Annotated in this window: 19 protein-coding genes; 6 read left to right on the top strand and 13 right to left on the bottom strand. The window is 63.7% G+C overall.

Annotated elements, in window-relative coordinates; all coding sequences use genetic code 11:
- Positions 1-175 precede the first annotated feature (175 nt).
- Positions 176-1,426: a mandelate racemase/muconate lactonizing enzyme family protein gene (locus ACNO8S_RS05940; protein WP_014040150.1), complete on the top strand. Its 1,251-nt coding sequence runs from the start codon at positions 176-178 to the stop codon at positions 1,424-1,426.
- A gap of 78 nt (positions 1,427-1,504) precedes the next feature.
- Here the strand turns inward: ACNO8S_RS05940 and ACNO8S_RS05935 are convergent, their stop codons facing one another.
- The 10 genes from ACNO8S_RS05935 to ACNO8S_RS05890 all read right to left on the bottom strand — a co-directional run bounded on the left by ACNO8S_RS05935 (position 1,505) and on the right by ACNO8S_RS05890 (position 13,150).
- On the bottom strand, positions 1,505-3,376 hold the full coding sequence (locus ACNO8S_RS05935; RefSeq protein WP_420182646.1) for a PAS domain S-box protein: 1,872 nt from the start codon (positions 3,374-3,376) through the stop codon (positions 1,505-1,507).
- Positions 3,377-3,430: 54 nt separating this feature from the next.
- Entirely contained in the window at positions 3,431-5,092 is a 1,662-nt protein-coding gene (locus tag ACNO8S_RS05930; protein ID WP_420182645.1) for an AMP-binding protein, read from the bottom strand.
- Entirely contained in the window at positions 5,085-5,939 is an 855-nt protein-coding gene (locus tag ACNO8S_RS05925; protein WP_080510065.1) for an alpha/beta fold hydrolase, read from the bottom strand. Before ACNO8S_RS05925 ends, ACNO8S_RS05930 begins: the two co-directional genes overlap by 8 nt.
- Positions 5,940-6,087: 148 nt before the next feature.
- Entirely contained in the window at positions 6,088-7,251 is a 1,164-nt protein-coding gene (locus tag ACNO8S_RS05920; protein WP_079980826.1) for a branched-chain amino acid ABC transporter permease, read from the bottom strand.
- Between the two features lie 139 nt (positions 7,252-7,390).
- Positions 7,391-8,380, bottom strand: coding sequence for a branched-chain amino acid ABC transporter permease (locus tag ACNO8S_RS05915; RefSeq protein ID WP_420182644.1), 990 nt, complete (start codon positions 8,378-8,380; stop codon positions 7,391-7,393).
- Positions 8,377-9,075 (bottom strand): ABC transporter ATP-binding protein, encoded by a 699-nt coding sequence (locus tag ACNO8S_RS05910; protein WP_420182643.1) that lies wholly within the window; start codon positions 9,073-9,075, stop codon positions 8,377-8,379. The genes ACNO8S_RS05915 and ACNO8S_RS05910 overlap by 4 nt, the downstream gene beginning before the upstream one ends.
- Positions 9,072-9,884 carry an ABC transporter ATP-binding protein gene (locus tag ACNO8S_RS05905; RefSeq protein WP_151146475.1) on the bottom strand — a complete coding sequence of 271 codons (813 nt, stop codon included), beginning with the start codon at positions 9,882-9,884 and terminating at the stop codon, positions 9,072-9,074. Before ACNO8S_RS05905 ends, ACNO8S_RS05910 begins: the two co-directional genes overlap by 4 nt.
- A 2-nt stretch (positions 9,885-9,886) precedes the next feature.
- Positions 9,887-11,299: an ABC transporter substrate-binding protein gene (locus tag ACNO8S_RS05900; RefSeq protein WP_420182642.1), complete on the bottom strand. Its 1,413-nt coding sequence runs from the start codon at positions 11,297-11,299 to the stop codon at positions 9,887-9,889.
- 397 nt (positions 11,300-11,696) lie between these two features.
- On the bottom strand, positions 11,697-12,029 hold the full coding sequence (locus ACNO8S_RS05895) for a hypothetical protein (RefSeq protein WP_023843227.1): 333 nt from the start codon (positions 12,027-12,029) through the stop codon (positions 11,697-11,699).
- Between the two features lie 416 nt (positions 12,030-12,445).
- Positions 12,446-13,150, bottom strand: a complete 705-nt coding sequence (locus ACNO8S_RS05890; protein WP_014040140.1) for a helix-turn-helix domain-containing protein — start codon at positions 13,148-13,150, stop codon at positions 12,446-12,448.
- Positions 13,151-13,303: 153 nt separating this feature from the next.
- Between ACNO8S_RS05890 and ppc the strand changes: the two genes are divergently transcribed.
- On the top strand, positions 13,304-16,000 hold the full coding sequence (gene ppc, locus ACNO8S_RS05885) for a phosphoenolpyruvate carboxylase (protein ID WP_050037886.1): 2,697 nt from the start codon (positions 13,304-13,306) through the stop codon (positions 15,998-16,000).
- Between the two features lie 97 nt (positions 16,001-16,097).
- Positions 16,098-16,550 carry a universal stress protein gene (locus tag ACNO8S_RS05880; RefSeq protein ID WP_008309612.1) on the top strand — a complete coding sequence of 151 codons (453 nt, stop codon included), beginning with the start codon at positions 16,098-16,100 and terminating at the stop codon, positions 16,548-16,550.
- A 24-nt stretch (positions 16,551-16,574) separates the two neighbouring features.
- Here the strand turns inward: ACNO8S_RS05880 and ACNO8S_RS05875 are convergent, their stop codons facing one another.
- Genes ACNO8S_RS05875 through glpA form a run of 3 tightly spaced genes read right to left on the bottom strand, consistent with a single transcriptional unit; the run spans position 16,575 to position 20,942 of the window.
- Positions 16,575-17,951, bottom strand: coding sequence for an anaerobic glycerol-3-phosphate dehydrogenase subunit C (locus ACNO8S_RS05875; protein ID WP_420182641.1), 1,377 nt, complete (start codon positions 17,949-17,951; stop codon positions 16,575-16,577).
- Positions 17,948-19,222: a glycerol-3-phosphate dehydrogenase subunit GlpB gene (gene glpB / locus ACNO8S_RS05870; protein ID WP_420182640.1), complete on the bottom strand. Its 1,275-nt coding sequence runs from the start codon at positions 19,220-19,222 to the stop codon at positions 17,948-17,950. Before glpB ends, ACNO8S_RS05875 begins: the two co-directional genes overlap by 4 nt.
- Positions 19,212-20,942 carry an anaerobic glycerol-3-phosphate dehydrogenase subunit GlpA gene (glpA, locus tag ACNO8S_RS05865; RefSeq protein WP_420182639.1) on the bottom strand — a complete coding sequence of 577 codons (1,731 nt, stop codon included), beginning with the start codon at positions 20,940-20,942 and terminating at the stop codon, positions 19,212-19,214. The genes glpB and glpA overlap by 11 nt, the downstream gene beginning before the upstream one ends.
- A gap of 350 nt (positions 20,943-21,292) precedes the next feature.
- Between glpA and ACNO8S_RS05860 the strand changes: the two genes are divergently transcribed.
- The 3 genes from ACNO8S_RS05860 (at position 21,293) to ACNO8S_RS05850 (ending at position 26,592) form a co-directional block, all read left to right on the top strand.
- Positions 21,293-23,836 (top strand): extracellular solute-binding protein, encoded by a 2,544-nt coding sequence (locus ACNO8S_RS05860; RefSeq protein ID WP_420182638.1) that lies wholly within the window; start codon positions 21,293-21,295, stop codon positions 23,834-23,836.
- A 128-nt stretch (positions 23,837-23,964) separates the two neighbouring features.
- On the top strand, positions 23,965-25,497 hold the full coding sequence (gene glpK / locus ACNO8S_RS05855) for a glycerol kinase GlpK (RefSeq protein ID WP_064287933.1): 1,533 nt from the start codon (positions 23,965-23,967) through the stop codon (positions 25,495-25,497).
- Between the two features lie 3 nt (positions 25,498-25,500).
- Entirely contained in the window at positions 25,501-26,592 is a 1,092-nt protein-coding gene (locus ACNO8S_RS05850) for a hypothetical protein (RefSeq protein ID WP_014040132.1), read from the top strand.
- The last annotated feature ends 14 nt before the right edge of the window (positions 26,593-26,606 follow it).

The following is a 26,606-nucleotide window of genomic DNA, read 5'->3' as shown; positions in this document are numbered from 1 at the left end:
GCGGTTTCATACGGGCCGCGAGGGTTGCGCTGCCACAGTGGTTGACGGAAGCATCAATCAGACACCCAAGGCGGAAGCAGAGGAAGGCTGACAGCCAAATTGTGATTTGTGCGGCCCTGCCAGAACGAGACCGATTTCCTCTACACTTTTGTAATGCCGATAGCAAGCGAGGGGTATGGGAAAGGCAAACGACGTAGACTACGCTGACCTGCACGACCCGAACGCAGAGTACACCATGCGGGAGCTCTCTGCGGAGACAATGGGCGTCACCGCCAAGCGCGGTGGCGGCCGTGACGTGGAGATCACAGACGTTCAGACGACGATGGTCGACGGGAACTTCCCGTGGACGCTCGTCCGGATCTACACCGACGCAGGCATCGTCGGTACGGGCGAGGCATACTGGGGCGCGGGCGTCCCGGAACTCATCGAGCGGATGAAGCCGTTCGTCGTCGGCGAGAACCCGCTGGACATCGACCGCCTCTATGAGCACCTCATCCAGAAGATGAGCGGCGAGGGGAGCGTCGAGGGCGTCACCGTGACGGCCATCGCTGGCATCGAGGTCGCACTGCACGACCTCGCGGGCAAGATCCTCGAAGTGCCGGCCTACCAGCTCCTGGGCGGCAAGTACCGCGACGAGATGCGCGTGTACTGCGACTGCCATACCGAGGAAGAGGCTGACGCCGACGCCTGCGCCGAGGAGGCGCGCCGCGTCGTCGACGAACTGGGCTACGACGCGTTGAAGTTCGATCTCGACGTGCCGAGCGGCCTCGAAAAGGACCGCGCGAACCGCCACCTCCGCCCGGGCGAAATCCGCCACAAGGCCGAGATCGTCGAGAAGGTCACCGAGGAGGTCAAAGACGAGGCCGACGTGGCCTTCGACTGTCACTGGACGTTCTCGGGCAGCTCCGGGAAGCGCCTCGCCGACGCCATCGAGGAGTACGACGTCTGGTGGCTCGAAGACCCCGTTCCGCCGGAGAATCTCGAAGTGCAGGAGGAAGTCACCAAGTCCACGACCACGCCGATTACCGTGGGCGAGAACCGCTACCGCGTCACCGAGGAGCGGCGGCTCATCGAGAACCAGGCCGTCGACATGATCGCGCCGGACATGCCGAAGGTCGGCGGGATGCGCGAGACGCGCAAGGTCGCCGATGTGGCGAACCAGTACTACATCCCGGTCGCGATGCACAACGTCTCCTCGCCGATTGCGACGATGGCGAGCGCCCACGTCGGGGCGTCTGTCCCGAACTCTCTCGCCGTCGAGTACCACTCCTACGAACTCGGCTGGTGGGAGGACCTAGTCGAGGAGACCGTCATCGAGGACGGCTACATCGAGATTCCGGAAGAGCCGGGTCTCGGTCTGACGCTCGATCTCGACGCCGTCGAAGAGCACGTCGTCGAGGGCGACACCGTCTTCGACGAAGCGTAAGTTCAGCCCCCCATCTGTTGGTGTTGACTGGGACGGCACCGGGTGACGTGGTGGTCACCCGATATCACGGCGGCACAGTTACGCCGCATCGAATTCGACGCCGGTGATCTCGAAGCGAGCACCGCCGGCGTCGCTTTCTGCGACCGTTATCGACCAGCCGTGGGTGTCGACGATCTCATCGACGATTCGGAGGCCGAACCCGGGACCCGAAGCCAGCGAGTACCCGCCCTCGAACACGTCCTCGCGCTCGTCGGCCGGAATCCCGACGCCGTCGTCCGCGACGTAGAAGCCGTCGTTCAGTTCGCCGACAGTTATCGTCAGGTCGGTGGCCGCTCCCTGCGACTGTGATATCGAGGTTGTCGCACGCTGCTCGCCGGTGTCTCCCTGTTTCTCGGTGTGTGGCGTTTGTCCATGTTCCACACTGTTGCGGATGAGGTTCTCGAACAGTTGCCGGAGCCGGCTGGGGGCCGCGCGGACCACGGCAGCGGTCCGTAGCTCCAGTGTCGCGTCGCCGGTCTCGACGGTTTGCCAGCACTGCTCGACGACGGTCTGGAGCGGCACTGACTCGCTGTCGAGCGCGGCCTCGCCGTTCCGGGCCAGCGACAGGAGGTCCTCGATGAGTTGGCCGATACGGTCGTGGGCTCGCTCGACTGCATCGAGATGCTCGCTGTCGTGTTCCATCTGTGCGAGTTCTAGCTGGCCCCGGGCGACGTCAAGCGGGTTCCGGAGGTCGTGACTGACGACGCTGACGAACTCGTCGAGGCGCTCGTTTTGTTGTTCGAGAGCCTGTTGACGGCTGTCGAGGGTAGAGATCTCCCGTCCGATACCGGCCACGCCGAGCGTCGAGCCGTCAGCAGCCGTTATCCGGCCGCCAGTGAATTCGTACGGGACTGTCGTTCCGTCGGCGGTCAGCAGGTCGGCTTTGAACGACGCCTCACCGGTCTCGAACGCCGTCTCAATACCTTGACGAACCGTCTCGCGGTCGGACGGGGCGAAGAGGGCTGTCAGAGCCATCGACTCGAGGTCAGCGTCTTCGTGCTCGGTGGCTGCCGCCAGTGCATCATTCCAGCGAACCAGATCGCCGTTCTCGTCGAGTTCATAGAACAGATCCGGCACTGCATCGACCGGCGCGTCGGGGCTATCCAGTTCCGTGACGCGTTCGGACTCGCGTCGCTTCCGCTCGGTGATGTCGCACGAGGCCCCGACGATTCTGGTGACTGTGCCGTCGTCGACGATCGGTTGCGCCTCGGCCCGCACCCAGCGCTGTTCGCCATCTGGTTTGGTAATACGGAATTCGAGGTCGACGGATTCGCCGGCTGACACGCGTTGCATCGCCTGCATGACTCTCTCCTGGTCCGTGTGGTGAATCGCTGTCATGAACTCTGCGGGGTCAGCCTGCAGGGACTCCACGGAGCGGCCGTAGAGCGTTTCGTATGCCGAATTGACGAACTGTAGCTCGGTCCAGTCCCCGGAGAACACCCACAGCAGTTCGTTCGACTGTTCCGCCAGCTCCGTGAGTCGCCGTCTGGTCCGGCTAGCGATTTCTGTCGACTGGTGGTGTTCGACGAGCAACCGAATCCGATTGGCGAGGAGATCGCCACGCCCGAGAGCCGTGTCTCTGCTGAAAACGTCGGTGACTCCGTTCGAGACCGCGTCACTGGCGACGGATTCCGACTCGGTCAGCAGCAGTACCGGGACATTGCTATCCCGCTCGCGGACTATCTCAGCGAATTCACGGCCGGACCGGTCCGGGAGGTCGTCCGCGGTAACGATACCATCGATAGCGTTGTCTTCGAGACGTTCGAGCGCACTGTCAGCCCGGTCAGTCGTAGTCAGGGTAAGCGAGTCCGGGTCTCGTCCATCCGGGAACTCGACAGTCTCGTCGAGTAGCGGGGTGTCGTCCACCTGCAACACATGTATCGAATCCGTCGTCGCATATGTGTCAGCCATCTTGTGTAAGTGGAACTGCATCACCCCTCTTGAAGATACGCCTGCATTGACGGATTACGCCCCGAACCGGTCCAAGATTGCACCCCGGTCGATCTTGTCCGGACCGCTGGTCGGCATCGCCTCGACGAACGCAATCTCACGGGGGTGTTTGTACCGGGCTAGTCGGTCGTCGAGGAACGTCCGGAGGCCGTCGAGTGTCAGCGACCGGTCGCTGGCCCCGCCTGTCGTGCTATCGGTCGCAGGTTCGATGACGGCCTTGCCGACCTGGCCCCACCTGTCGTCGGGCACCGGAATCACGACGACTTCACCGACCGACGGATGGTCGGCGATAGCGTCCTCGACCTCCGCGGGATAGACGTTCTCGCCGCCGCTGACGAACATATGCTTGGTTCGACCCTCGATGTAGTAGTAGCCGTCTGCGTCGGCGCGGGCGAGGTCGCCAGTCGACACCCAGCCGTCGCCGAACGTCTCGGCGGTGGCCTCGGGGTTGTCGAGGTAGCCCGTCGCGGCGTGGGGCGAGCGCAACTGGAGTTCGCCGACGGTGCCGGGGTCGACCGTCTTTCGCGCGTCGGAGGGACCATCGCCGTTGTCACCGTCGTCGGGTTCGACGACTCTGGCGTCGACGTGCATCGCCGGCTTGCCGACGGAATCGGCCTTCTCGCGGGGCCAGCCCTCCGGCATCGCGAAGTTGTTCGGGCCGCACTCGGTGAGACCGTACCCCTGCGAGAGGTCGACGCCGCGATCCCACCACGCCTCCATCACGCTCTTGCGGCAGGGGCCGCCGCCGGACTTGGCGAAGCGCAGCGTCGAGAGGTCCGTCTCCGTCCAGCGGTCGTGGTCCGTCATCATTCGCAGCACTGCGGGGACGGCGACGAGGACGGTCCCACCCTCAGTATCGATGGTCTCCAGCACGTCGCCGGGGTCAAACTCGCGGGCGATGACGACCGTTCCGCCCAGATGCCACAGCGGGACGGTGAGGACGTTCCAGCCCCCGGTGTGGAACATCGGGAACACCATCGGCGTCACGTCGTCGGCCCGCAGCCCCCAGGCCGTAATCGTGTTCAGGGAGTTCCAGACGATGCCGCGATGCGTGATTTCCGTCTCCTTGGGCGTCCCCGTCGACCCGCCGGTGTGCAGGAGGAGGTGCGTGTCACCGGGGGCCGGGGTCGCCGTCTCGACGGGCGCGTCATCCTGGGGGAGGGCCGAAGCGTAGAGCGTGCTGTCGAGCGTGGAATCCGAGGACGCGCCGTCGGTGGTTTCGAGCTGGATGATTTCGGGCGCAGTCGCGTCGGCTGTCTCCAGAGCGGTCGAGACAGTCTCTGCGAAGGGGGACTCGACGACGAGGATTTCAGGGTCCACGCGGTCAAGGAGTTCGGCGAGTTCAGGGGGCGCGAGCCGATGGGACAGCGGGGCGAGTCGGCTCCCGGTCTTGCCCGTGGCGAAGAACAGGTCGACGACGGCGGGGCGGTTCCGCGAGACGACGGCGACGGTGCCGGCTGCCGCCGTGGCGTCCGTCGCAGTGCGGGCGGCGTCGGCGTCCGCACCGACCCCGTACTGCCGGAGCAGGCGAGCGGTCCGGTTCGCTCGCCGGTCCAGTTCGGCGTAGGTGAACCGCTCGCCGGTGGTCGCATCCACCAATCCCTCGCGGTCCGGCGTGAGCGCGGCCCGGCGCTCGCTCCAGGCACCGACCCACTCCTGTGGCGTCCCCTCAGACATCGTCGATGAACTCCCGTATCTGTGTGTTGACGCGGTCGTACTCCTCAATGAACAACAGGTGCGGACCGCCGTGGACGGTGATGAAGTCGGCGTTTGGCAAGCCCCGCGCCAGCAGTTTCCCGTTCTCGTAGGGGACGACCTCGTCAGCGGTCCCGTGGATGACCAGGCACGGCTCCGTAATCTGCTGGAGGCGGTCCGACACATCGTGGGCCTGCACAGCCGCGCCTTGCCATTCGAGGGCTTGGTCGCTGGCGTCGCTGTCGATGCGCCAGTCGATGATGCGCTCGATGAGGTCTTCGTGGGTGCCCATGAACCGATCCGAAAGCGCGGGCTGCATTTTGTACCGCCGGAGTTCGCGCTTGTCGAGGTCCTCGGGTACGTTGAACATCCGCTGTTGGGTCTCCTCGGGGACCGCCTTGGCTTCCGGCCCGCCTGGCGAGGTACACATGAGCGTCAGCGACTGCGCCCGATCGTACTCCAGTGCGTACTGCTGGGCGATCATCCCGCCCATACTGGCCCCGACGACGTGGGCCTGCTCGACGCCGGCGTCGTCGAGTACGGCCTCTAGGTCGCTGGCCATCTCGCGCATCGTGTAGGGCCCGTCGGGCTCCTCGGAGTCGCCGGTGCCGCGGTTGTCCCATACGAGGGTCTGGTACTCGTCGACGAGTGCCTCCTGTTGCCACAGCCACATCCAGCGGCCGTAGCCGATGCCTTCGACGAAGACCACAGTCTCGGCGTCTGACGGCCCCTCGTGCTCGTAGGCGAGCGAGACGCCGTCGTTAGTCGCGTATTGCATACTGGCAGGTTCTGGTTGGATATCCTTCAAGTGGTCCGGTTCCGCGGTCATTGCTCTGCTGGCTCCCCCTTCGGGTTGTCACACTGCGTGTCGTCTTGTTGTCGATACGCCTCCGTGGGCCGACCAGGTGGATAGCGGCCGCCCCACGCCCAAGTCGTCGTACGGTCTGGCGGTTCGACGGTCGTTTTCACTGGTTTCGTCATTCCGAATCACCCCGAAGTTTCGCCGGCAGCGCCTCGGCGAACGTTCCGCCGATGCGTGCTCGCAGCGTCCCGAGCAGTCCGTCGGGGACATAGAGCACGAACAGCACGAACACGATACCGACGTAGAGACTCGCGTGGCCGTTCAACAGCAGGTCGATGAGGCCGCCGATAGTCGTCTCGCCGACCAGCGTCGCGTCCAGCGTTTCCTGGCCCAGCAGGGCGCGGAGATAGGGCAACAGGCCGCCACCCTGCCCGGCCTTCGAGAGGAACTCTCGGACGGTCTCGTCGAATAGATGCCCGTACAGCGAACCGGCAAGCGTCCCGAAGCCGCCGATGATACTCGCCAGCAGGGCGTCGCCGGTCACCAGGAAGTAAAAGGAGTTCTCCGGGCTGGCCGACCGCTTGAAGCCGGCGAACAGTCCGCCGGCGACGGCGGCGAAGAAGCCGCTGATGGCGAAGGCTCCGAGCTTGTAGAGGTAGGTGTTGTAGCCGATGGCGATAGCGCGCTCCTCGTTTTCCCGGATGGCAATCAGCACCCGCCCGAACGGGGAGTGGATTATTCGCTGCATGGCGAAGTAGCATGCGAGGACGACGAGGCCGATCATGTAGTAGGACACTTCCGTCCCGGACAGCGTCGACCCAAGCAGGGCCACCTCGTCGCCGGTGAGTACGCCGATTGACAGGGATAGCTGGTCAATGCCGGGAACCCCAATCTGGAAGCCTTCGGCGTGGCTCGGCCCGACCGCGGGGCCGTCCCGGGGGTTGGTCGCCACGTAGTCCCAGCCGCGGACGAACACGTAGAACACCTGCGCGAAGCCGAGCGTAATCATCGCGAAGTAGACACCAGAGAGGCGGAACGAGACGAGGCCGACGAGCATCGCCAGCACGACGGCGATGAGACCGCCGACCAGCAGGGACAGCATGAACGGCGTCCCGGGGCCAAGCAACGGCAGCTTCCCGTTAGCAATGAGGATGACGGTGTACGCGCCGGTGCCGTAGAACACCGCGTGGCCAAACGAGAGGTAGCCGGTGTAGCCGCTGATGAAGTCAAAGGAGATAGCAAAGAGGCCGAAATAGAGGACGCCGACCATCGTCTCTACGGTCGGCAGTAGCATCTGCGTCTCGGCACCGACAGGCGAGTTCAACAGCGTGTGATACACCGGCGGGTACAGCGCCAGCAGGGCGATAACGAGGGTGTGAGCGGTGTGGTCCCGCAAGTACTCGCGGGGCCACCCCGTCTCAACAGTCGTGGGGGTCTGTGGCTCGGACGCCGCCTCGGCGTCGGCCTCGGTTTCAGCGCTAATGGCCCCCCACCTCCTCGACGCCGAACAGGCCCTGCGGGCGGACGATGAGCGTCACCACGAGGACCAGAAACAACACCAGTTCCGGCAGGCCCGTGAACTCGATGACGTTCTGGAACCACCAGGTCGTTACCGCGTCGGCCATCCCGACGACCAGTGCCGCGACAACAGTGCCCCGGAACGTCCCGAGGCCGCCGACGATGACGACGATGAACGCCGGCAGCAGCGTCTCGGCTGCGAGCGGGACGCTCGCGCCCCACGTCGGGTCCCACATCAGCAGCGTTCCGGCCGCGCCGGCCAGCCCGATACCCAGCGCGAACACGACGGTGAACACCTGCCGAACGTCGATGCCAAGCGCCGATGCCATCTCCGTGTCCTCGCTCCCGGCCCGGATGTACAGGCCATAGCGGGTCTTTGTGAGGAACGCCCAGATGCCGACCACCGTGATAGTTCCAAGGAGTATCTGGAACAGCGACATCCAGCCGACGCTGACGGGACCGAGGGCGACCGGTTCGCGGAGGAACTGCGGCTTGGTCGCCAGCGCGGCCTGCCAGTCCGACAGCGGCTGGAGGCCGTAGACACCCAGCACAATGCGAACGACCTCCTCGATGACGAGCGTCAGGCCGAACGTCAGCAGGATCTGGTATATTGGCGGCCGGTCGTACAGCGGCCGGATGATGGTTGTCTCGATAGCCCCGCCAAGCACCGTCAGCAGCGCGAACACGACGACGATGGCGACGAAGAACAGGCCGAGGCGGGTCAGCGGGGCCGTCCCGCCGGTGACTGTCATCACCATCAGGAGGCCGCCGAGGTACGCCCCGACCATCGTCAGTGACCCGTGGGCGAAGTTCAACACGCCCATCAGGCCGAAAATCAGCGTCAGACCGCTGGCAATCATCACGTACAGCGCTGACTTGGCGAGCCCGTTGACGATGACACCGCCGAGTTCGCCGAGCGTCAGGAACTCCACGAGCGCTTCGAGTATCATGCCGACAGATACCTCCTGAACCGCTCGTCGTCGGCCGTCACCGCCGCCGTGTCGCCGTCGTCGACGACGCGGCCCTTGTCGAGGATGTAGAACCGGTCGGCCAAGTCGAGCGCCAGCGGGAGGTTCTGCTCGACCAGCAGCATCGTCACATCCTCGCTTGCTTTCGACAGCGCCTCGGCCACGTCGGCGACGATTTGGGGGGCTAACCCCTCACTCGGTTCGTCGACCAGCAGCAGGTCGTTGTCGCCGACCAGCCCGCGGGCGATGGCGAGCATCTGCTGTTGGCCGCCCGACAGGGTCCCGGCCTCCTGCCCGCGTCGCTCTTCGAGTATCGGGAACGAGTCGAAGGCCAGTCGGAGGCCGTCGCGCACGTCCTCGGGGTCCGGAATCGCCGTCCGGAGGTTCTCCTCGACGGTGAGCTGGCCGAATATTCGGCGGTCCTCGGGAATCCAACCCAGCCCCCGAGTCGCGACCTCGTGTGTCTCCAGCCCGACCAGCGACTCGTCGCGGAAGGTGATCGACCCCTCGCGTGGCGGTGTCAGTTGCAGAATCGTCCGCAGCGTGGTCGTCTTACCGACGCCGTTGCGGCCGGCCAGCGCGACCACCTCACCCTCCTCGACGGAGAGGTCGACGCCTTCGAGGATGTGGCTGTCGCCGTAGTACGTGTGGACGCCGCTCAGTTCGAGCAGGCTCACGCCGTCCCCTCCTCCGAGTCCGTTCCGGACCCGGTCGCTGTCGTGTCATCGTCCAAGCTGCCCGGTTCGTAGCCACCGAGATACGCCGACTGTACGTCGGGGTTAGCTCGCACCTCTGCTGGTGGCCCGTCTGCGATGACCGCGCCCTGATGCAGGACGACGACGCGGTCGGAGACGCCCATCACGATGTCCATGTTGTGCTCGACCAGCAGGACTGGGTAGTCCTCCGCCACTGCTTCGATGAGGTCCCGGATTTCGTCGACGCTCTCCGAGGAGACGCCGGCGTTTGGCTCGTCCAGCAGGAGCACCGCGGGGTCGCCGGCCAGCGCGATAGCGACTTCGAGCTTGCGCTTTGCGCCGTGGCTCAGCGTGCTCGCGAGGTCCTCGGCCCGGTGGGCAAGCCCGACCCGGTCGAGAATCTCGTGGGCGCGCTCCGTGAACTCGTCGTAGTGGTCGACGTTGCGCCAGAACGTCGTGGCGTCGTCGCTGTGGGCCTGTTCGGCGACCCGGACGTTCTCAAGCACCGTGCTGTTGGGGAAGACATTCGTCACCTGATAGGACCGATGGATGCCCTTGCTGGCCGTCTCGTGGGGCGACGCGTCGGTGATGTCCTCCCACTGTCCGTCACGCCGGAGTTCGACCGTCCCCTCGGTGGGCGAGAGGCTCCCGGTCAGCAGATTGAAGAACGTCGTCTTGCCGGCCCCGTTCGGGCCAATGAGCGAGCACAGTTCCGCGTCGAGTTCGAAGTCGACGCTGTCGACAGCAGTGAGTCCCCCGAACTCTCTGGTCAGTCCCTGTGTTCTGAGCATACCTACAGTGAACAGTCCATCTGGTCGCTGTCCTGCGGGATGGTCGTCTCGTCGGCGCTGATGCGAGCGAGCGGTTCGCCGGGCATGATGGCGGCTCCCCAGTTGTCGGCCCACTCGTCGGTCGTCGGAATCGGGTTCGCGACGGTCATCGCCGACTGTGCCTGATTGTTGTACTCCTGGAAGGTGTAGCCGTTCTCGCCTTTCGGCGTGTCGATGACGGTCATCCCCTTCAGGGCGTCGGCGATGTCCGCGCCCTCGGTCGACCCGCTCTCCTGGACGGCCTGGTGGATCGCCGACGCGCCGGTGAACGTCCCGGCCGTGAAGAGGTCCGGGACGACGCCGTAGGCGTTGGTGTAGCTCTCGACGAACGCGTCGTTGATCGGGTTGTCGTACTGGTTCCAGTGGTAGCGAGTCGTGAACGGCCCGAGCTGTGAGTTTCTGATCTTTTCCTCGGTCAGGGGTTCGCCGAGCACGCTCTGCATCGTCCCGCCGACGACGCTGTTGGTGATTCTGGTGGCGAACCCGCCGAACACCCGATAGGAGTAGTCGCCCGAGAGGAATGCGTTGAACATCGCCGGGAGTGTCGCGACGGTGAACCCGCCGACGACGCCTTCGGCCCCGGCCTCCTCGGCGTTGTCAAGCAGCCCATCCCACTCGGCGTACCCCTGCTCGACGAATCGCTCGCCGACGATATCGACGCCTTCGGCCTCCAGCACGTCCCGGTAGTTGTTGACGACTGCGCGGCCGAAACTGTAGTCCGCGCCGAACAGGTAGACGCTCGAAACGTCCGTCTCTCTGGCGACGTACTTCCCGCCCGAGCGGGCGTCCATCGCGGTGTTCTCGCTCGCTCGGTAGACGAGGTCGCTACAGGTCTCGGAGTTGGACGTGATGTCGGCCGACGCCGCCGGACCGAGCATGATGGGGACCTGCGCCTGATTGACGACCGTCGTGACGACCCGGCTGGCGACCGCCGAGGACGCACAGCCGGCGAGCATGTCCACGCTCTCGTTCTCGACGAGGTTCGTCGCCGCCGTCTGAGCCGTGTCCGCCGAGAACTCCGTGTCCCGTATTAGCAGGCGGTACTCCGTGTCACCAGCGGTAATGGTTACCTCGCCGCTGCCGGCGTCTGTCGGCGGATCGGTCTCACCCTTGTACGCCAGCCCGGAGAGGAAGCCCCACAGCGACTGGTCGCCGTAGTATTTCAGGTCGCCGGCGCGGGGCTGAAGCACGCCGATGCTGACCGTCTGCGTCGAGTCACCGCCGCCCGATTCGCCGTTCGTGCCACTGTCCGTCGTGCCGCCGTCCGAACCGTCCTGTTCAGTCATGGATGAGTCGTCACTGACACAGCCGCTGAGCCCGACAACGCCGGCACCGAGCGCGCCGAGAACGCGCCTCCGTGTAGCCGTGTTCTGCATAACAGATTATCGTAGACTCGCCGACTACATAGTGTGCTGAGTTAACATGTTAACGCGGCGAGACAGACCGCAATTCTCGTCCGTACCGGGACTGTCACAAAACTGGTCGTAAACGGTCTGTATCGTTCTTTCCTTGGCGAATTATGCGCTCACACCGATTTGACTATCTGCTACGTAACTGCTTCAGTAACTGTCAATCGATATATTTCAGCGGTCACCCACGTTAGTAACGCCGGAATGATAGAGAGGACCAGTCCAAGGGCCACAGCGAACTGTGTGTCCGACGAAATCGAGTAGATTTCTGCGACAAAGGTCCATCAGAGAACTGTTTATCAACCCGACCAGAGTTCGGACGAAAATACGCCGCTATTCGCTGTCCCAGTCGCACTGCGGGTAGTTAGAGAATTTCGTGGTCAGTGTATCGATGCAGGATACCGAGGATGACCACCCACGGCAAGGTCATTCCGACGGTGATTGAAATCAGAAACCCAATCTGACGGTTCACACCGAGGAAGTCAAACAGTTCCATTCCTCCCGCAAACCCCGCAAAAATGAACACGCCGAGGAATACGGCAACTGGTATCAGGATAACTCCAACAAGCAACCGCCTTGCGAGCCGACGGTACGGTGCGAGTATGATTCGCAAGAGCAACCCAAATACCGTTTTGAAAAGCATCCCAAGAGCCGGTATGGCTCTTCTAGATGATGATTCGTCTTCTTCAGCAGTCATGATTATGTTGTCTTTGCTTTTGTATAAAAATATCTTTGGTCGAAATATTTGTTTGACCGGTCCCCTCCTTTGCACTCGTATTGCGTCCGGCCGTGGGAATATGATTTAAGCAGGTCACAATCTCGGAATCATGCATGGAAGTAACCCTTACTCTATCCGTCTGGGTGGAATCAGCGGTCACCACCCAGCAGCACAGATATGCGGACAGTTCAGGATTCGTTTGACCGGCATTTGCTGATTCATATCTCAGCCCACGCAATCGGTGTTGTCTTGTATCGATGTCGCTCTCACGAGTGTCAGTTATGCAGTAAAACAACGCTAAGGCCTACAGTGGGAGCTAGGTACGGCCGTTGTGACAGTTGCACCCAGCTGTCATTCTGAACAGAGTAGCGAACAGGCCGGGGGAGACAGCGGAATCAGTCCTCGATGTCGTCCAGCGCCTCAACGACGCGCTGGATCATCTTCCGCTCGCCGCGTCGGAGATTCTTCGAGACGGCGGGTTTGGACACGCCGAAGTCCTCGGCAAGCGACCCCAACGTCGCGTCCCGGGGCGACTCGAAGTAGCCCTCGGAGACGGCGGTTTCCAGCGTCTCGCGTTCGGTGTCTGAGAGGTCCCGGCAGCCGTCGACGAGCGTCATCGCCGCGCCGGCGTTCTGCACGAGGTCCTGGAGCTGTGGGAGCGTCGTCGACGTGCGTTCGACCACGTCGTACTCGTTGTCGCGGTCAAGTTCCGAGAGCGTCGTATCGGCGTCCCGGCCGCGGTCGAATCCGACGTGCCAGGTTTCGCTGCCCGCCTCAATGTGGAACGGGCCGGTGATGTAGCCGCCGTTGTCCCGGATGGTCTGCATCGCCGCCGTTTCCTCGATAGTCGTCCGGATGTGGGCGGCGTTGTCCTCGCGGCGCAACAGCGCACAGTCGTTCATGTTCTCGTGGGCCTGCAGACTGTCCAGCCCCGTATCGAGTATCCCCGCGTCCTCGGCTTCGACAACCATCCGCGTCTCCAACTCCCGCGCACGCTGGTCGAAGTCCCAGTGTACCGCTGCAAAGGCGACGTCGTGGTCTGCCGTCGTGTCGATGAAGGGACAGTCGTACTGCTCCATGTCCAGGGCGATATCTATCATTGGCAGTCCACTGTATCCTGTGTGATTCGTGTGATACGGTAAAGAACCCCACGATTAATAATAGCTATTTCCCGAAACCGGGTTCTTCACGAACGTCTATCCCTGATACACCGTTTCAATAGTGTTTTAGGGCTCGGTTCTGGAGGAAGTGGTATGACTTTGCACGCCAGAGAGATAAACCAGGACGTACGGGAGTTGGGTGCGCTCCTGGGCGAAGTGCTGGAAGCACAAACCTCGACCGAGGCGTTCGAAACGGTGGAAACCATTCGAACGTCGTGTATCGACTACCGGCGCGGTGACGCCGAGACGCGGGACGAAGTCCACCGGGCACTGAACCGACTGAACCCGGAGACCCAGGATATCGTCGCACGCGCGTTTACGACCTATTTCGAACTTATCAATCTCGCCGAGGAGCGCGAACGGGTCCGCGAAATCCGAGAGGGGAGCGAGGAGGGTGTACTGGCCGACAGCGTCGAGGAAGCCGTTCGGGACCTGGCCGAACGCGGCGCAGACCCGGAGGAGTTCGAGCAGGTGCTCGAAGACGTTCTCATCCAGCCGACGTTCACGGCTCACCCCACCGAAGCCCGCCGGAAGACGGTGAAGGCGAAGCTCCGGTCGGTCGCCCGTGACATCGAACGACTCGACGAGCGGCGGCTCACGGACCGCGAGCAGAAACGCATCGAGCGCAACCTCGACGCTGAAGTGACGAGTCTCTGGCAGACCCCGCAGGTCCGAGACCGCCGCCCGGAGGTCACCGACGAAGCGCTGAACGTCCAGTGGTACCTCGAAAACGTCCTGTTCGACGTTATCGACGAGGTGTACGACGAACTCGAACACACCCTCGAAGACGTGTACGACGAGGACATCGACATCGACACACTCTACGAGTTCCGCTCGTGGGCCGGCTCCGACCGCGACGGCAACCCGTTCGTCACCACTGAGGTGACCGAGGAGACGCTGGAGCGCCAGCGTGACACCGTGCTGCCGCTGTACCGCAACAAGCTCAAGGAACTCTCCGGGGTGCTGAGTCAGGACGCCTCGAACATCGCGACCGACGCGCTGTTCAACGAGCGACTGGACCGTCACAAGTCCAGGCTCCCCGGAATTGCCACGGAGGCCGAGGAACGGTATCCGGACGAGCCCTACCGCCAGAAGCTCCGGCTGATGCGCGAGTCCGTCATCCGGGTCAGCGACGTTCGCCAGGGCGGCTACGAGAACGACGAGGAACTGCTGACCGACCTCCGCGTCATCGCCGACAGTCTCCGTGAGAACGACGCCGAGGTCATCGCTGAGGCCCACGTCGACCCGCTGATCCGCAAGGTCGAGACGTTCGGTTTCAACCTCGCCAGCCTCGACCTGCGCGACCACCGGAAGATGCACACCGATGCCATCGCCGAATCCGTCGAGCGCGAGGGCATCGACTACGCCGGCATGGACGAAGACGAGCGTGTCGAGTTCCTGACCGAGGCTATCCTCCAGGACAACCCCGTCATCGACATGGAAGACACCGAGGGGCTCTCGGAGGACGCCACCCGCGTCCTCGACCGCTTCCGCGCGGCCGCCGACTGGCAAAACGAGTTCGGCATCGACGCTATCGACACCTACGCCATCTCCTGGTGTGAAGAACCAAGTCACGCCCTTGAGGTCCTGTTTCTCGCCGACCAGGTCGACATCGTCGACCTGCCCGGTTACTGCGGGTTCGACGTGGTGCCGCTGCTGGAATCGGAGTACGCCCTCTCCGGAGCCCGCCGCATCATGGGCACGCTGTTCGAGAACGAGGCCTACTCCCAGGCTCTTGAGGCCCGGGACAACATCCAGGAGATCATGCTGGGCTACTCCGACTCGAACAAGGAGAACGGCTTCCTCGCCGCCAACTGGTCGCTGTACAACAACCAGAAACGACTGGCGGACATCACCGATGACTACGACGTGGAGATGCGCCTGTTCCACGGCCGCGGCGGCTCCATCTCCCGCGGCGGCGGCCCGATGAACGACGCCATGCTGGCCCTGCCGAACGAGACAGTGACCGGTCAGATAAAGTTCACCGAGCAGGGCGAGGCCATCGCCGAGAAGTACGCCAACCACGACATCGCCGAGCGCAACCTCGAACAGATGCTCAACGCCCAGATCCGGGCGCGGAAAAACGCCATTGAGGAGCCCGTCGAGGAGATTCCCGACGAGTGGGAGGAGGCGATGGAGACAGCGTCCGACGCCGCCCGCAACGAGTACCAGGACCTGCTCGAAACGGACGGCTTCGTCGAGTTCTTCGAGCAGGCGACGCCGATCACCGTCATCGAGAACCTCAACATGGGCTCGCGGCCGGCCTCCCGAAGCGAGGACCGCAGTGTCGAGGATCTCCGGGCCATCCCGTGGGTGTTCTCCTGGACGCAGGCCCGATGTATCATCCCCGGCTGGTACTCTATCGCGACCGGACTGGACGCCTACCTCGAAAACGGCGGCGACATGGAAACGCTACAGGAGATGTACGAGAACTGGCCGTTCTTCCGGACGAAGCTCGACAACGCGTCGCTGGCGCTCGCCCGTACTGACCTCGAAATCGCCGAGGAGTACGCCGACCTGGCCGACCCCGAACTCCGCGAGCGCATCTACCCGCGTATCGTCGAGGAGTACGAGGACACCGTCGAGAAGGTGCTCGAAATCACCGGGCAGGACGGCCTGCTCTCGCGTGAGTGGCTGCAGGAGAACCTCGAGCGCCGGAACCCCTACGTCGACCCGCTGAACCTGTTGCAGGTCCGCCTGCTCAAGCAGTCCCACCGAACCGATACCGAGCGCCGGACGCTGCGGCTGACCGTCCAAGGTATCGCGGCCGGGATGAAAAACACCGGGTGAGGCACTGATCGACACTGGGTGCGGCATCGTGCGAACGACTTACTACAAAAGTAGTACCCATCGAAGGATTTAGGCGTCTTCCCCCGGAGTAGCCGGTATGGCACTCGAAACTGTTCTTCTTGCAGTTGGACCAAACGACGCCGACCGAATCGACGAACTCGCCGACGCCGTGCTCGATATCGCGAGCCCGGCCGGCGCGACAGTCATCGTCGCACACGTATTCACCGACGACCAGTACGACGGCGTCGTCGACAGGCTCGAATTCGAATCGACCGGCGAAGCCGACCCCGACGAGGTCGCCGACCGCCACACAACCGTCCGGGAACTCGTCTCGCGGTTCGACGACGCCGGGCTGTCGACACAGGTACGCGGTGCCGTGGGCAACCACGGCGAGCAGATCGTCAGCCTCGCCGAGGCCACGCAGTCGGACCTCGTCGTCGTCGGCGGCCGCAAGCGCTCGCCGACCGGGAAGGCCGTCTTCGGCTCCACCGCACAGGAAGTCATGCTGAACGCGCCGTGTCCGGTCACGTTCGTCCGCGGCGAGGACTAAGACCGCAGAAAGCGAGTTTTTCAGTTACTCCACCAGCGCGGCTTCGAGGAGTTCGAGCGGATGTCGGATCTCGTAGCCGCTGCCGTGTTCCATCTGCATCGCGCAGGTCGGACACTCGGTCATGCCGGTTTCGCCCTCAGCGTGGTCCATGTGCTCGAACATCTCCTCGCCGATCTCCATGGACTTCTCGTACTTCTCTTCCTTCCAGCCGTAGGTCCCCGAAATGCCGGAACAGGAGTCGCCCACGTCTTCGACTTCGACGCCGTCGAGGTCGCGGAACAGTTCGACGGCCTGGCGGTCGAGTCCCTGGTTGCGTGAGTGACACGGGGCGTGGTAGGCGAACTCCTCGGCGAGGTCGCCGTCAACGTCTGCCGCCTGCACTTCGCCCTTGAGGTCCTCGTGGATGCGGAGGTACTCGATGGCCTCGAAGGTGTTTTCGGCCACCTTGTCGATACCGTCGATGTCGAACAGCTCGGGGTATTCCTGTCGGAGCGCCATCGAACACGAGGTACAGGAGGCGATTGCGTGATACCCCTCGTCGACGAGTTCGGACATCGACGAGACGTTCGTCTCGGCGTGGCGGCGGGCGTCGTCGAGCATCCCGTTTGCGAACATCGGCGTCCCGGAACACTTCTGCTCGGGTGCGACGACCTCGTAGCCGAACTCCTCGAACACCCGGACCGTCGCCTTGCCGACTTCCGGCGTGTTGTAGTTGGAGTAACAGCCGTGGAAGTACGCAACTTTCTTATCGGCGTCCTCGGGGAGTCCGCGGCGCTTGCGGGCGGCTCTCGCGTTCTCCCGCGACTGGACCTGACCGCCGCGGTCGGCCCACCAGTCGCGGAAGGTCTGTTTTGCGAAGGCGGGGAAGTCACGCTCGCTGGTGATACCCATCGTCTTCTCCATGACCCAGCGGGCCGGCCCGAAGTTCATGGCGAAGTTCGCGAGTCGGGGGACCTTGCTCGCCAGGAACGCGGAGGTGCGGTAGTTCGCGAGGATGCGGTTGCGGATGTACTCGACGGAGAGCTTGTCCATCTGCTCGCTGACGTACTCCCCGCGGGCGGTGTTGTGCATCTGGCTGAGCGGGACGCCCGACGGGCAGGCGTTGTCACAGCGCATGCAGTTCGAGCAGTCCATCACCGAGTCGTCGATCTCGTGGTCGTCGTCGGACTGCTTGAGCCGCCACTGTTCGGGGCCCTGGAACTTCGGGCCGGGGAAGTCGTCGTCGACCTCCGCGACGGGGCAGTTCGTGTCGCAAGTCGAGCATTTGTAACAGGAGTCCGCGCCGGGTCGGAGGTCGAAGTCGTCGCTGTCGGGAAAGACATCGACTGGTTCGAACTCCTCGCCTGTATTCGGTGCTACCGGGTCAAACTCTGTCTCTGGTGGGGTTTCAGCGTCACTCATCGTGCCTCCTGTGCGGCGCGCTGGCCCGCCGCGTAGCCTGTTGCAATCGAGACGCCACTGCCGGATTTCTCGGCGGCGAAGTCGTAGCCGCCCAGCACCGAGCCGGCGGCGCGCAGGTTCTCGAACTCGCTTTGCTCGCTCGCGTCAAGGGGGCGCAGGTCGTCGTCGGTCGCTACGCCGTAGCGAGCGAACTCGTGGTCGCCGAACAGTTCGCCGTCGAACCAATCGTACCGGTCCTCGGCGTGGGGGACGTGGCAGTCGAACACCGGCTCGTACACGCCCTCGCGGTCGGACTCGACGCCCTTGCCGACGAAGCCGCCGGTGGCGAGGACGTACTGGTCGGCGCTGTTGGGTATCTTCGCGCCGTTCTTTTCGATGAACACCTTCTCGATGCGGTCTTCGCCCTCGAAGTCGACGACCGGATTACCGGTTTCGATGCTCGCGCCGGCTTCGTCCAGCGCCGAGAACAGCGCGTCCTCCAGTCGGAGGCCGGGCAGCGACGGCGGCCCCATCGGCACCTCGAACACGTCGACGCCGAGGTGGTCGCTCAGCGAGTCACGGATAGCGCCGGGATTGTCGTCGCCGAGAATCGCTGGGAAGCCGACCCGCTGTTCGTCCTCCAGTAGCGGGTTCACGCGCTGGGCAAGCGCCTCGCGGGCTGGGACCATTCGCCCGCGGACTGCCACCTCGCTGTTGGTATCGAGCAGTTTGGCATAGCGCGTGACCTTCGCGTCCGCGCGCAGGTCGCCCGGGAACCGGATCGTCTCGCCGCGGACGTCGAATGGGACGCCCGTCGCGTCGAGATGGGCGGCGACGTGCGGGGCATTGAAGTCGACCATTTCCTCGATGCCGACCAGCAGCGTATCGCGGGTGTCGCTGGCCAGACCGGCGCTGGCCCCGGCCGGGTAGCGGGCGGTCGGTTTGATACTCCCGCCGTGGGTCGGCAGGAGCGCGTTCGTGTCCGTGTGTTCGCCCTCGTAGGTCGGGACCGCGTCGTCAAACAGCGACAGTGCGTCCCGGACCGTCTGGACGCCGACTTTCCGGTATGGGTGGACCTCCGGCAGCGACGGAATCGCCTCGTACGGGTCGGTCAGCGGGCCGTCGCCGTCGGGCGTGTAGCCGAGCACGTCGACAAGGCCCGACGCCTGCCGGAGCGTGCTCTGTTTGTAGGAGACCAGTCGCACGTCAGCTCCCTCGCGGGCGGCCGCCAGCGCGCTGGTCAGCCCGCCGAGGCCGCCGCCGATGACGAGTACCTCCGACTCAATAGCCATTTGTCCCTCCGTCGGCGGCTACGTCCGCGCTGTCGACGCTGCCGCCTGTCTGTCCGCGGCCCGAATCGAACGCCGAGAAATCGACGGGATCGCCGTCCGCCGGGTCCTGGTCGCGGTTCTGCGTGGTGGCGTGCAGCGCGTAGTTCAGTGCCGCCTGGGAGAGCTGTTCGCCCCAGAGGGCGTGTCGTTGTCCCTTCCAGCGCTCCTGTAGCAGTTCGTCCCAGGCCTCGCGGACGACCGGCTCGTCGTACTCCGAGTGGAGTTCGCTCGCCATCCGGTGCGAGCAGAAGCCACCCTGACAGTTCCCCATCGACGCGCGGGTGCGGATGCGGACGGCGTTGAGGTCCGAGCCGGACCCCTCGATAGCGTCCTGAATCTCGGCGCGGGTCACGCCCTCGCACTCACAGACCGTCGGGTTCGGCCCGTCGGTCTTGAGCACGTCGTCGGCCCGGGAGCCGAGCCGTTCGACGCTCCGACGGCCGATAGGTGAGCGAAGCCCGAACTCGTCCATGTAGTCCCGCAGGACCGAGAAGTCCTCGCTGCCGGGGAGCGGCTCGTCGGCGGTCCGGCAGTCGGCGTCGATGCCGAACTTCCCGCAGACGTGGTCGGCGATCTGTTCGCCCATCATCCGGTAGGTGGTGAACTTCCCACCGACGATGCTAGTCATGCCAGGCAGGTCGTCGCGCTCGTCGTGGTCGAGCAGGAAGAAGTCCCGTGTGATGTCCGTCGGGTCGTCGCTGCCGACGTCCGGCGGTTCGTACAGCGGGCGAACGCCCCAGAACGAGCGGATGGTTCGCGCCTCGTCGAGCATCGGAATCAGCTCCGAGAGGGTGTCGATCATCATGTCGACTTCCCACTGCTCCTCGGGGTAGTCCTCGGGGTCCTCGACTTCCTCGTCGGTCGTCCCCAGAATCGCGGTCGTCTCGTGGGGCACGACGATGTCGGCGTCGCCCTTGGGCCGACAGCGGTTGATGACGGTGTCGACCTGGCGGATGTTCATGATGGTCATGACGCCCTTGGAGGGGCGGACTTCGATGTCGAGTCCGGCCATGTCGCCGATGCGACCGGCCCAGGCTCCCGTCGCGTTCACGACGTAATCGGCGCGGATCTGCTCCGTCCCGCCCTCCGTGCCGTGGACGCGTTTCCCGGGGCCGGAGTCGTGTTCGACCTCGATACCGACGACCTCGCCGCTCTCGACGAGGAGGTCAGTCACTTTGGAGTGTGTCTCGATCCGTGCGCCGTGTTCCTGTGCGCTCGCGGCGTTCGCGACGACGAGTCGGAACGGGTCGATTGCCCCGTCGGGAACGCTGATGGCCTTGTCGATGTCCTTCGCCAGGTGGGGTTCCATCGCCCGAGCCTCCTCGCCGGAGACGACTTCCGCGGGAATCCCGCACTCCTCACAGCCGCTCAGTTTCTTCTGGAAGTACTCTTCGGAGTCCTCCGGCCGCTTGACGAAGAGGCCGCCAGTCATTTCGACGCAGTGACTGGCGATATCCCGGAGAACCCGGTTCTCCTCGATACACTCGGTCGCGCTGGCCTGGTCCGAAACGGCGTATCGCCCGCCGCTGTGGAGCAGCCCGTGCATCCGACCCGTGGTCCCGTGGGTCAGGTTTCCCTGTTCTACCAGGGTCACGTCGAGCCCGCGCATCGCGAGGTCCCGCGCGATGCCCGCCCCAGTCGAGCCGCCACCGATGACGGCGATGTGTGGTGTCGGTCCCATCTATCTTTCCGTGGGTTTGGAGCGCATACACTTCACTTTACCGTTGCTGGTGCTTGGGCAGTAAATTTTCTATGTAATCATGAGGAATCCCGGTGACACCCACTGTTAATCGGAAACGCACACCACATTATTTTTTACTGATTGGTCAAGGCAGTGGTTGAACATATTCTCTCAAATTCGAGAGATAACTCCACATTTTCAATTACTGACGTACTACAGACGACGTTGCAGGATAGAAACCGCGCTCACGGATTAATTATCACTCCTACCGTTTCGACAGTAACTATTATATATTTTGATAGTGGACTATTCCCGAGAACGTGTTGGCCGTTCGGCCAACGGGAGCGACAATGAGTAAATGGAACCCACTTGATTCAGAAGACGGCCCGCCTGACGGGGAACGCACCGACGGCGGCGTCACAGAGGGGCGGGACGGAAACGAGTCGGAGACTGAACCGCCGTCAGCAGAAGCCCTCCAGAAGGACACAGAGACCGGAAACGGTCCTGAACAGGCGGAGCTGGAAGCACGATGTGAGCAACTGGCGGCGGAACTCGAACAAGAGCGGGCGGAACGTGAAGCGCTCGAAACCGCTGTCGACCGTCTCACTTCTGTTGCCAGGGCGAACGCCGACGGCGACCTCACTGCGAAACCGGGGCAGCCACCAGCTGAGGCAGCTGAGCCGCTGTACGACGCATACAGTGAACTGCTCCGGGAATGGACCGACACCGTCGACCGGATGGCGTCGTTCAGCGAGCAGGTGACCGCCGCAACGGAACAGGTCGACACCCGTCTCGGGTCGGTCAAGTCCGCCAGCCGGGACGTGAGTGGCGCTGTCGGAGAGATTTCGACCGGGTCGGACGAGCAACGCGACGAGATACAGTCGATCTCCGACGAGATGCGGAACCTCTCGGCGACGATCGAGGAGATAGCGAGCGCCGCAAACGAGGTCGCGGACACGTCCAGCGAAGCCAGCGTTCGAGGCGAATCCGCACTGGAGTCGGCGTCCTCGGCGATGACGACGCTCGACCGGTTGACCGACAACGCCGAAGCGACCGTCGACAAGGTCGAGCGACTGAACGACCTGCTGTCGGACATCGAGGAGATTGTGGGTTTCATCACGGACGTCGCGGACCAGACCAACATGCTGGCGCTGAACGCCAACATCGAAGCGGCCCGAGCAGGCGAATCCGGCGACGGGTTCGCCGTCGTCGCAGAGGAGGTCAAATCGCTCGCGACCGAGACGAAGGAGGCGACCGACGAGATCGCAGCCTCCATTCAGGAGGTCCACGAACAGGCCGACACGACGGTTTCGGAGATGTACGATACGCGGGAGAGTGTCGAAGACACCCGCTCGTCAGTCGCCAGCGCGCTCGACGAACTGGATTCCGTCGTCTCGATGGTCGAAGAGGTCGATTCGAGCGTCCAGGAGATCGACGATGCGACGGATACGCAGGCTGATTCCACGCAGGAAGTGGTGTCGATGGTCGACGACGTCGAGGACATCAGCGCCCGGACAGCCGAAGAGGCGGCTATCGCCGCCGACGCCGCAGCGGACCAGACGACGGAACTCGCGGAGGTCTCGACGCGGGTGTCGACGCTCACCGAGCGGGCCGAATCACTGGACGCGTCGCTGGATTCCTTCGAACTTGCGACCGGTTCGGCGGCAGCGAACACGGACGGAACCGTCGTCGAGTTCTGGCACGCGATGGGCGGCGAGAAAGCGCTACTGCTTGAAGAGCTCGTCCGCGAGTTCGAATCACAGACCGAGGGTATTAGTCTCACACTGCGGTCGAAAGGGAGCTACCGCGGGACCCTCGATGCAACGCTGAACGCCGCCGAAAACGGCGATCCGCCCGCGATCGCACAGATCTTCGAGATCGGCACTACGCGTGCGCGCGACAGTGGACACTTTACGCCAGTCGAGGATCTCCTCCCCGCAACCCACATCGACTCGCTGCTCGACCCGGTGACGAACTACTACCGCTTCGACGGGACGCTCCACTCGCTCCCGTTCAACGCGTCGAACCCGGTGATGGCGTACAACCGCGACGCGTTCAGGGCGGCGGGGCTCGATCCCGATTCACCGCCGGAAACCCTCGCTGACGTACGAAGCGCGGCCGAGCAGCTCGTCGACGGGAGAGGCGTGGATACAGGTATCACGTTCGCGAACTACTCGTGGTTCGTCGAACAGTGGTTTGCCGAGGCTGACCAGCTCCTTGTGGACCAGAACAACGGGCGGTCCGGGTCGCCAACGGAGAGCCATCTCGACGGGGAGTTCGCCCACGACTTATTCGAGTGGTGGAAAGGCCTCGAAGCGGACGGACTGTACCACGACCCCGGCATCGAAGCCAGAGGAGCCGCTCGGACCCACTTCGCCGAGGGGAACGCTGCGATGCTGATCGGCTCGACATCGTCGCTGAACAGCATCGAAAGCAGCGCTGACTTCGACGTCGGAACCGGCCGGTTCCCCGTCCTCGACGACCGGACCGGCGTACTCGTCGGCGGTGCGTCCCTCTGGGTCGGTGATGCGGTTTCCGAGGCCGTGCACGACGCGGTCGGCGAGTTCCTCACATGGCTCACCGAACCGGCCCAGCAGCGTCGGTGGCATCAGGAAACCGGGTACTTCCCAGTGCACGCCGATGCGATCCCACAGCTCCGGTCGGCGGACTGGTTCGAACAGAACCCACACTACAGAACGGCGTTCGACCAGCTCGTCGACACACGCGACACCACAGCGACACGGGGCGCACAGATCGGTCCGTTCGATACGGTGCGAACGATCATCGAAGACGCGGTCGACAGTATGGACGGGCCCGACTCGGTCCCGTCCGCGCTCGACCGACTCGACACACAGGTCACGAAACAGCTTGAGCGGTACGATTCCGACCGGTAGCGCCGTCCCGTCCTTTCTTTACTAGCCAAACATCACCATTAGTAATCTTTATAATGGTTCACTATGTTGTTTACTGTCAAGGTGGTAGCTTTCATAAATAAGCTACCTCCACCACGGAGAACACAACAATGGCAGACACATACGTTGGCGCGATCGACCAGGGAACGACTGGCACTCGCTTCATGGTATTCGACCATAGCGGCCAGGTCGTTGCGAACGCCTACGAGAAGCACGAACAGATCTATCCGGAGCCCGGCTGGGTCGAGCACGACCCCGTCGAAATCTGGGAAAACACGCAGGAAGTCGTGACCAAGGGGCTTGCGGATGCAGGTGTCGGTGCCGAACAGCTGGAGGCACTCGGCATCACGAACCAGCGTGAGACGACGATCGTCTGGGACAAAGAGACCGGCAAGCCGGTCCACAACGCGCTGGTCTGGCAGGACCGCCGAACCACCGACCGCGTCGAGGAGATCCAAGAGGAAGACAAGGTCGAGTGGATCCGGGGGAAGACCGGGCTGGAATGTGACGCCTACTTCTCGGCAACCAAGACCGAGTGGATCCTCGACAACGCGGAGCCACTCAAGATGCAGAGCTCGCGCGGCGCTGACCTCCGTGAGCGGGCCGAAGACGGTGAACTCCTGATGGGGACCATCGACGCGTGGCTCATCTACAAGCTCACCGGCAACCACATTACGGATGTCTCGAACGCATCGCGGACGATGCTGTACAACATCCACGACATGGAGTGGGACGAGGAACTCCTCGAAGAGTTCGGCGTCCCGGAGTCCATGGTTCCGGAAGTCCGCCCGTCCTCCGACGAGAGCCTGTACGGACACACCGATGCGGACGGCTTCCTCGAAGAGGAAGTCCCCGTTGCGGGCGCGCTGGGTGACCAGCAGGCCGCGCTGTTCGGCCAGACCTGCTTCGACAAGGGTGATGCGAAGAACACCTACGGTACCGGCGCGTTCTATCTGATGAACACCGGTTCCGAAGCAGTCGCCTCCGATAACGGCCTGCTGACGACGATTGGCTTCCAGATGTCCGGTGAACCCGTCCAGTACGCGCTTGAAGGCTCCATCTTCATCGCCGGCGCGGCAATCGAATGGCTCGAAGACGTCGACCTCATCAACAACGCCGCCCAGACGGCGGAACTGGCCCGCTCGGTCGAATCGACCGACGGTGTCTACATGGTGCCGGCCTTCACGGGGCTCGGCGCTCCGCACTGGGACGGCCGCGCCCGCGGGACGATTGTCGGTATGACTCGCGGAACGCGAAAGGAGCACATCGTGCGTGCGACCCTGGAATCCATCGCATACCAGACCCGCGACCTCGCGGAGGCGATGGAGGAAGACTCCGGTGTCGAGATGACGACGTTGCGAGTCGACGGCGGTGCAGTCAAGAACAACTTCCTCTGTCAGCTCCAGTCGGACATCATCCAGACGGATATCGCCCGCCCGCAGGTCGACGAGACCACCGCACTGGGGTCGGCCTATGCGGCCGGTCTCGCCGTCGGGTACTGGGACACCGTCGACGAGCTCCGCGACAACTGGCAGGTCGACAAGGAGTTCTCGCCGGAGATGGACGCCGAGAAGGCAGACAAGATGTACGATCGCTGGGACGACGCCGTCGACCGTTCCCGCGACTGGGCACAGGAGGAATAACAGATGGCAATCGCATTCGGACTCACGGCAGTCGATATGCTCGTCCTCGCCATCGCGGCGTTCGCGGGCGGCGCGTTCGGGGCATCTATCGGTGCACTCCCGGCGTTCTGTTTCACCGGCTTCATGGTGCTTATCGGAGAAGCCGGCAACGTCGTCTCAGAGTCGTTCGTCGGCGGTTCTCCTGACGTCATCGCGGGTGGCGCCGGTGGGTACGGAGCCGGCATCGTCGGCCCGCTGGCCTTCGGTCCCGTGTTCGGGCCACACGTCGCCTTCGCTGGTGGTGTGGCAGCAGCCGCTTACGCCGCGAAGTACGACGGAATGTACGAGCCGGACGACGGTGACTACCACCCGGCGAAGGACATCGCCTACGCCCTCGGTACCCGACCGGACGTCCTCGCCGTCGGTGGTGTGTTCGGCATCCTGGGGATGGCAATCCGGCAGACGTCCGGTGGACTCGGGATTCCAATCGACCCGCCTGCAGCAGGCGTTATCCTGACGGCTGTTATCGCCCGTCTGGTCTTCGGCTACCCGGTTATCGGCCGTGCCCGCGGAAGTGGCCTGCTCGATATGTCGCCGTTCGAGAGCGGAAAGATGCGGTCGAGCAACAGTGAAGAAGTCGCAACGGATGGCGGAGCCATGGCTGCCGAGCGACCGGCTGTCGAGCCGTGGCTGCCACACCAGTACAAGTGGACACACGTCGCAATGCTCGGGCTCATCACCGGCATCCTCGGTGCGTACATCTTCGCGAAGACTGGAAGTCTCTTCCTCCCGTTCGGTATCTCAGCAGCGAGTCTGCTGTTCCTGAACCTCGGCGTGGAGAAATTCCCGGTCACACACCACATGACGCTCCCAGCAACGTTCGTCGCTAGTATGGCGATGACGGATGGAGCGAGCGTCCTAGTCGCGCTCGGACTGGGCGCATTCTTCGGTATCCTGGGTGCGCTGTTCGGTGAGGTCTACCAGCGCATCTTCTATGCGCACTCGGATACGCACTTTGACCCGCCAGCCGCCTCGATCATCACGACGACCCTCATCCTGGGCATTCTGGCACTGGCTGGAGTGTTCACGACGTCCGCAGCGATCCCCCTGCCGTAAGAACTCATACGGCT

The sequence above is a fragment of the Haloarcula sp. KBTZ06 genome, assembly GCF_048595605.1.
Taxonomy (GTDB): Archaea; Halobacteriota; Halobacteria; order Halobacteriales; family Haloarculaceae; genus Haloarcula; species Haloarcula hispanica.
Note: the sequence above shows the minus strand (reverse complement) of the source record. Positions and strands in the feature narration are given on the sequence as shown.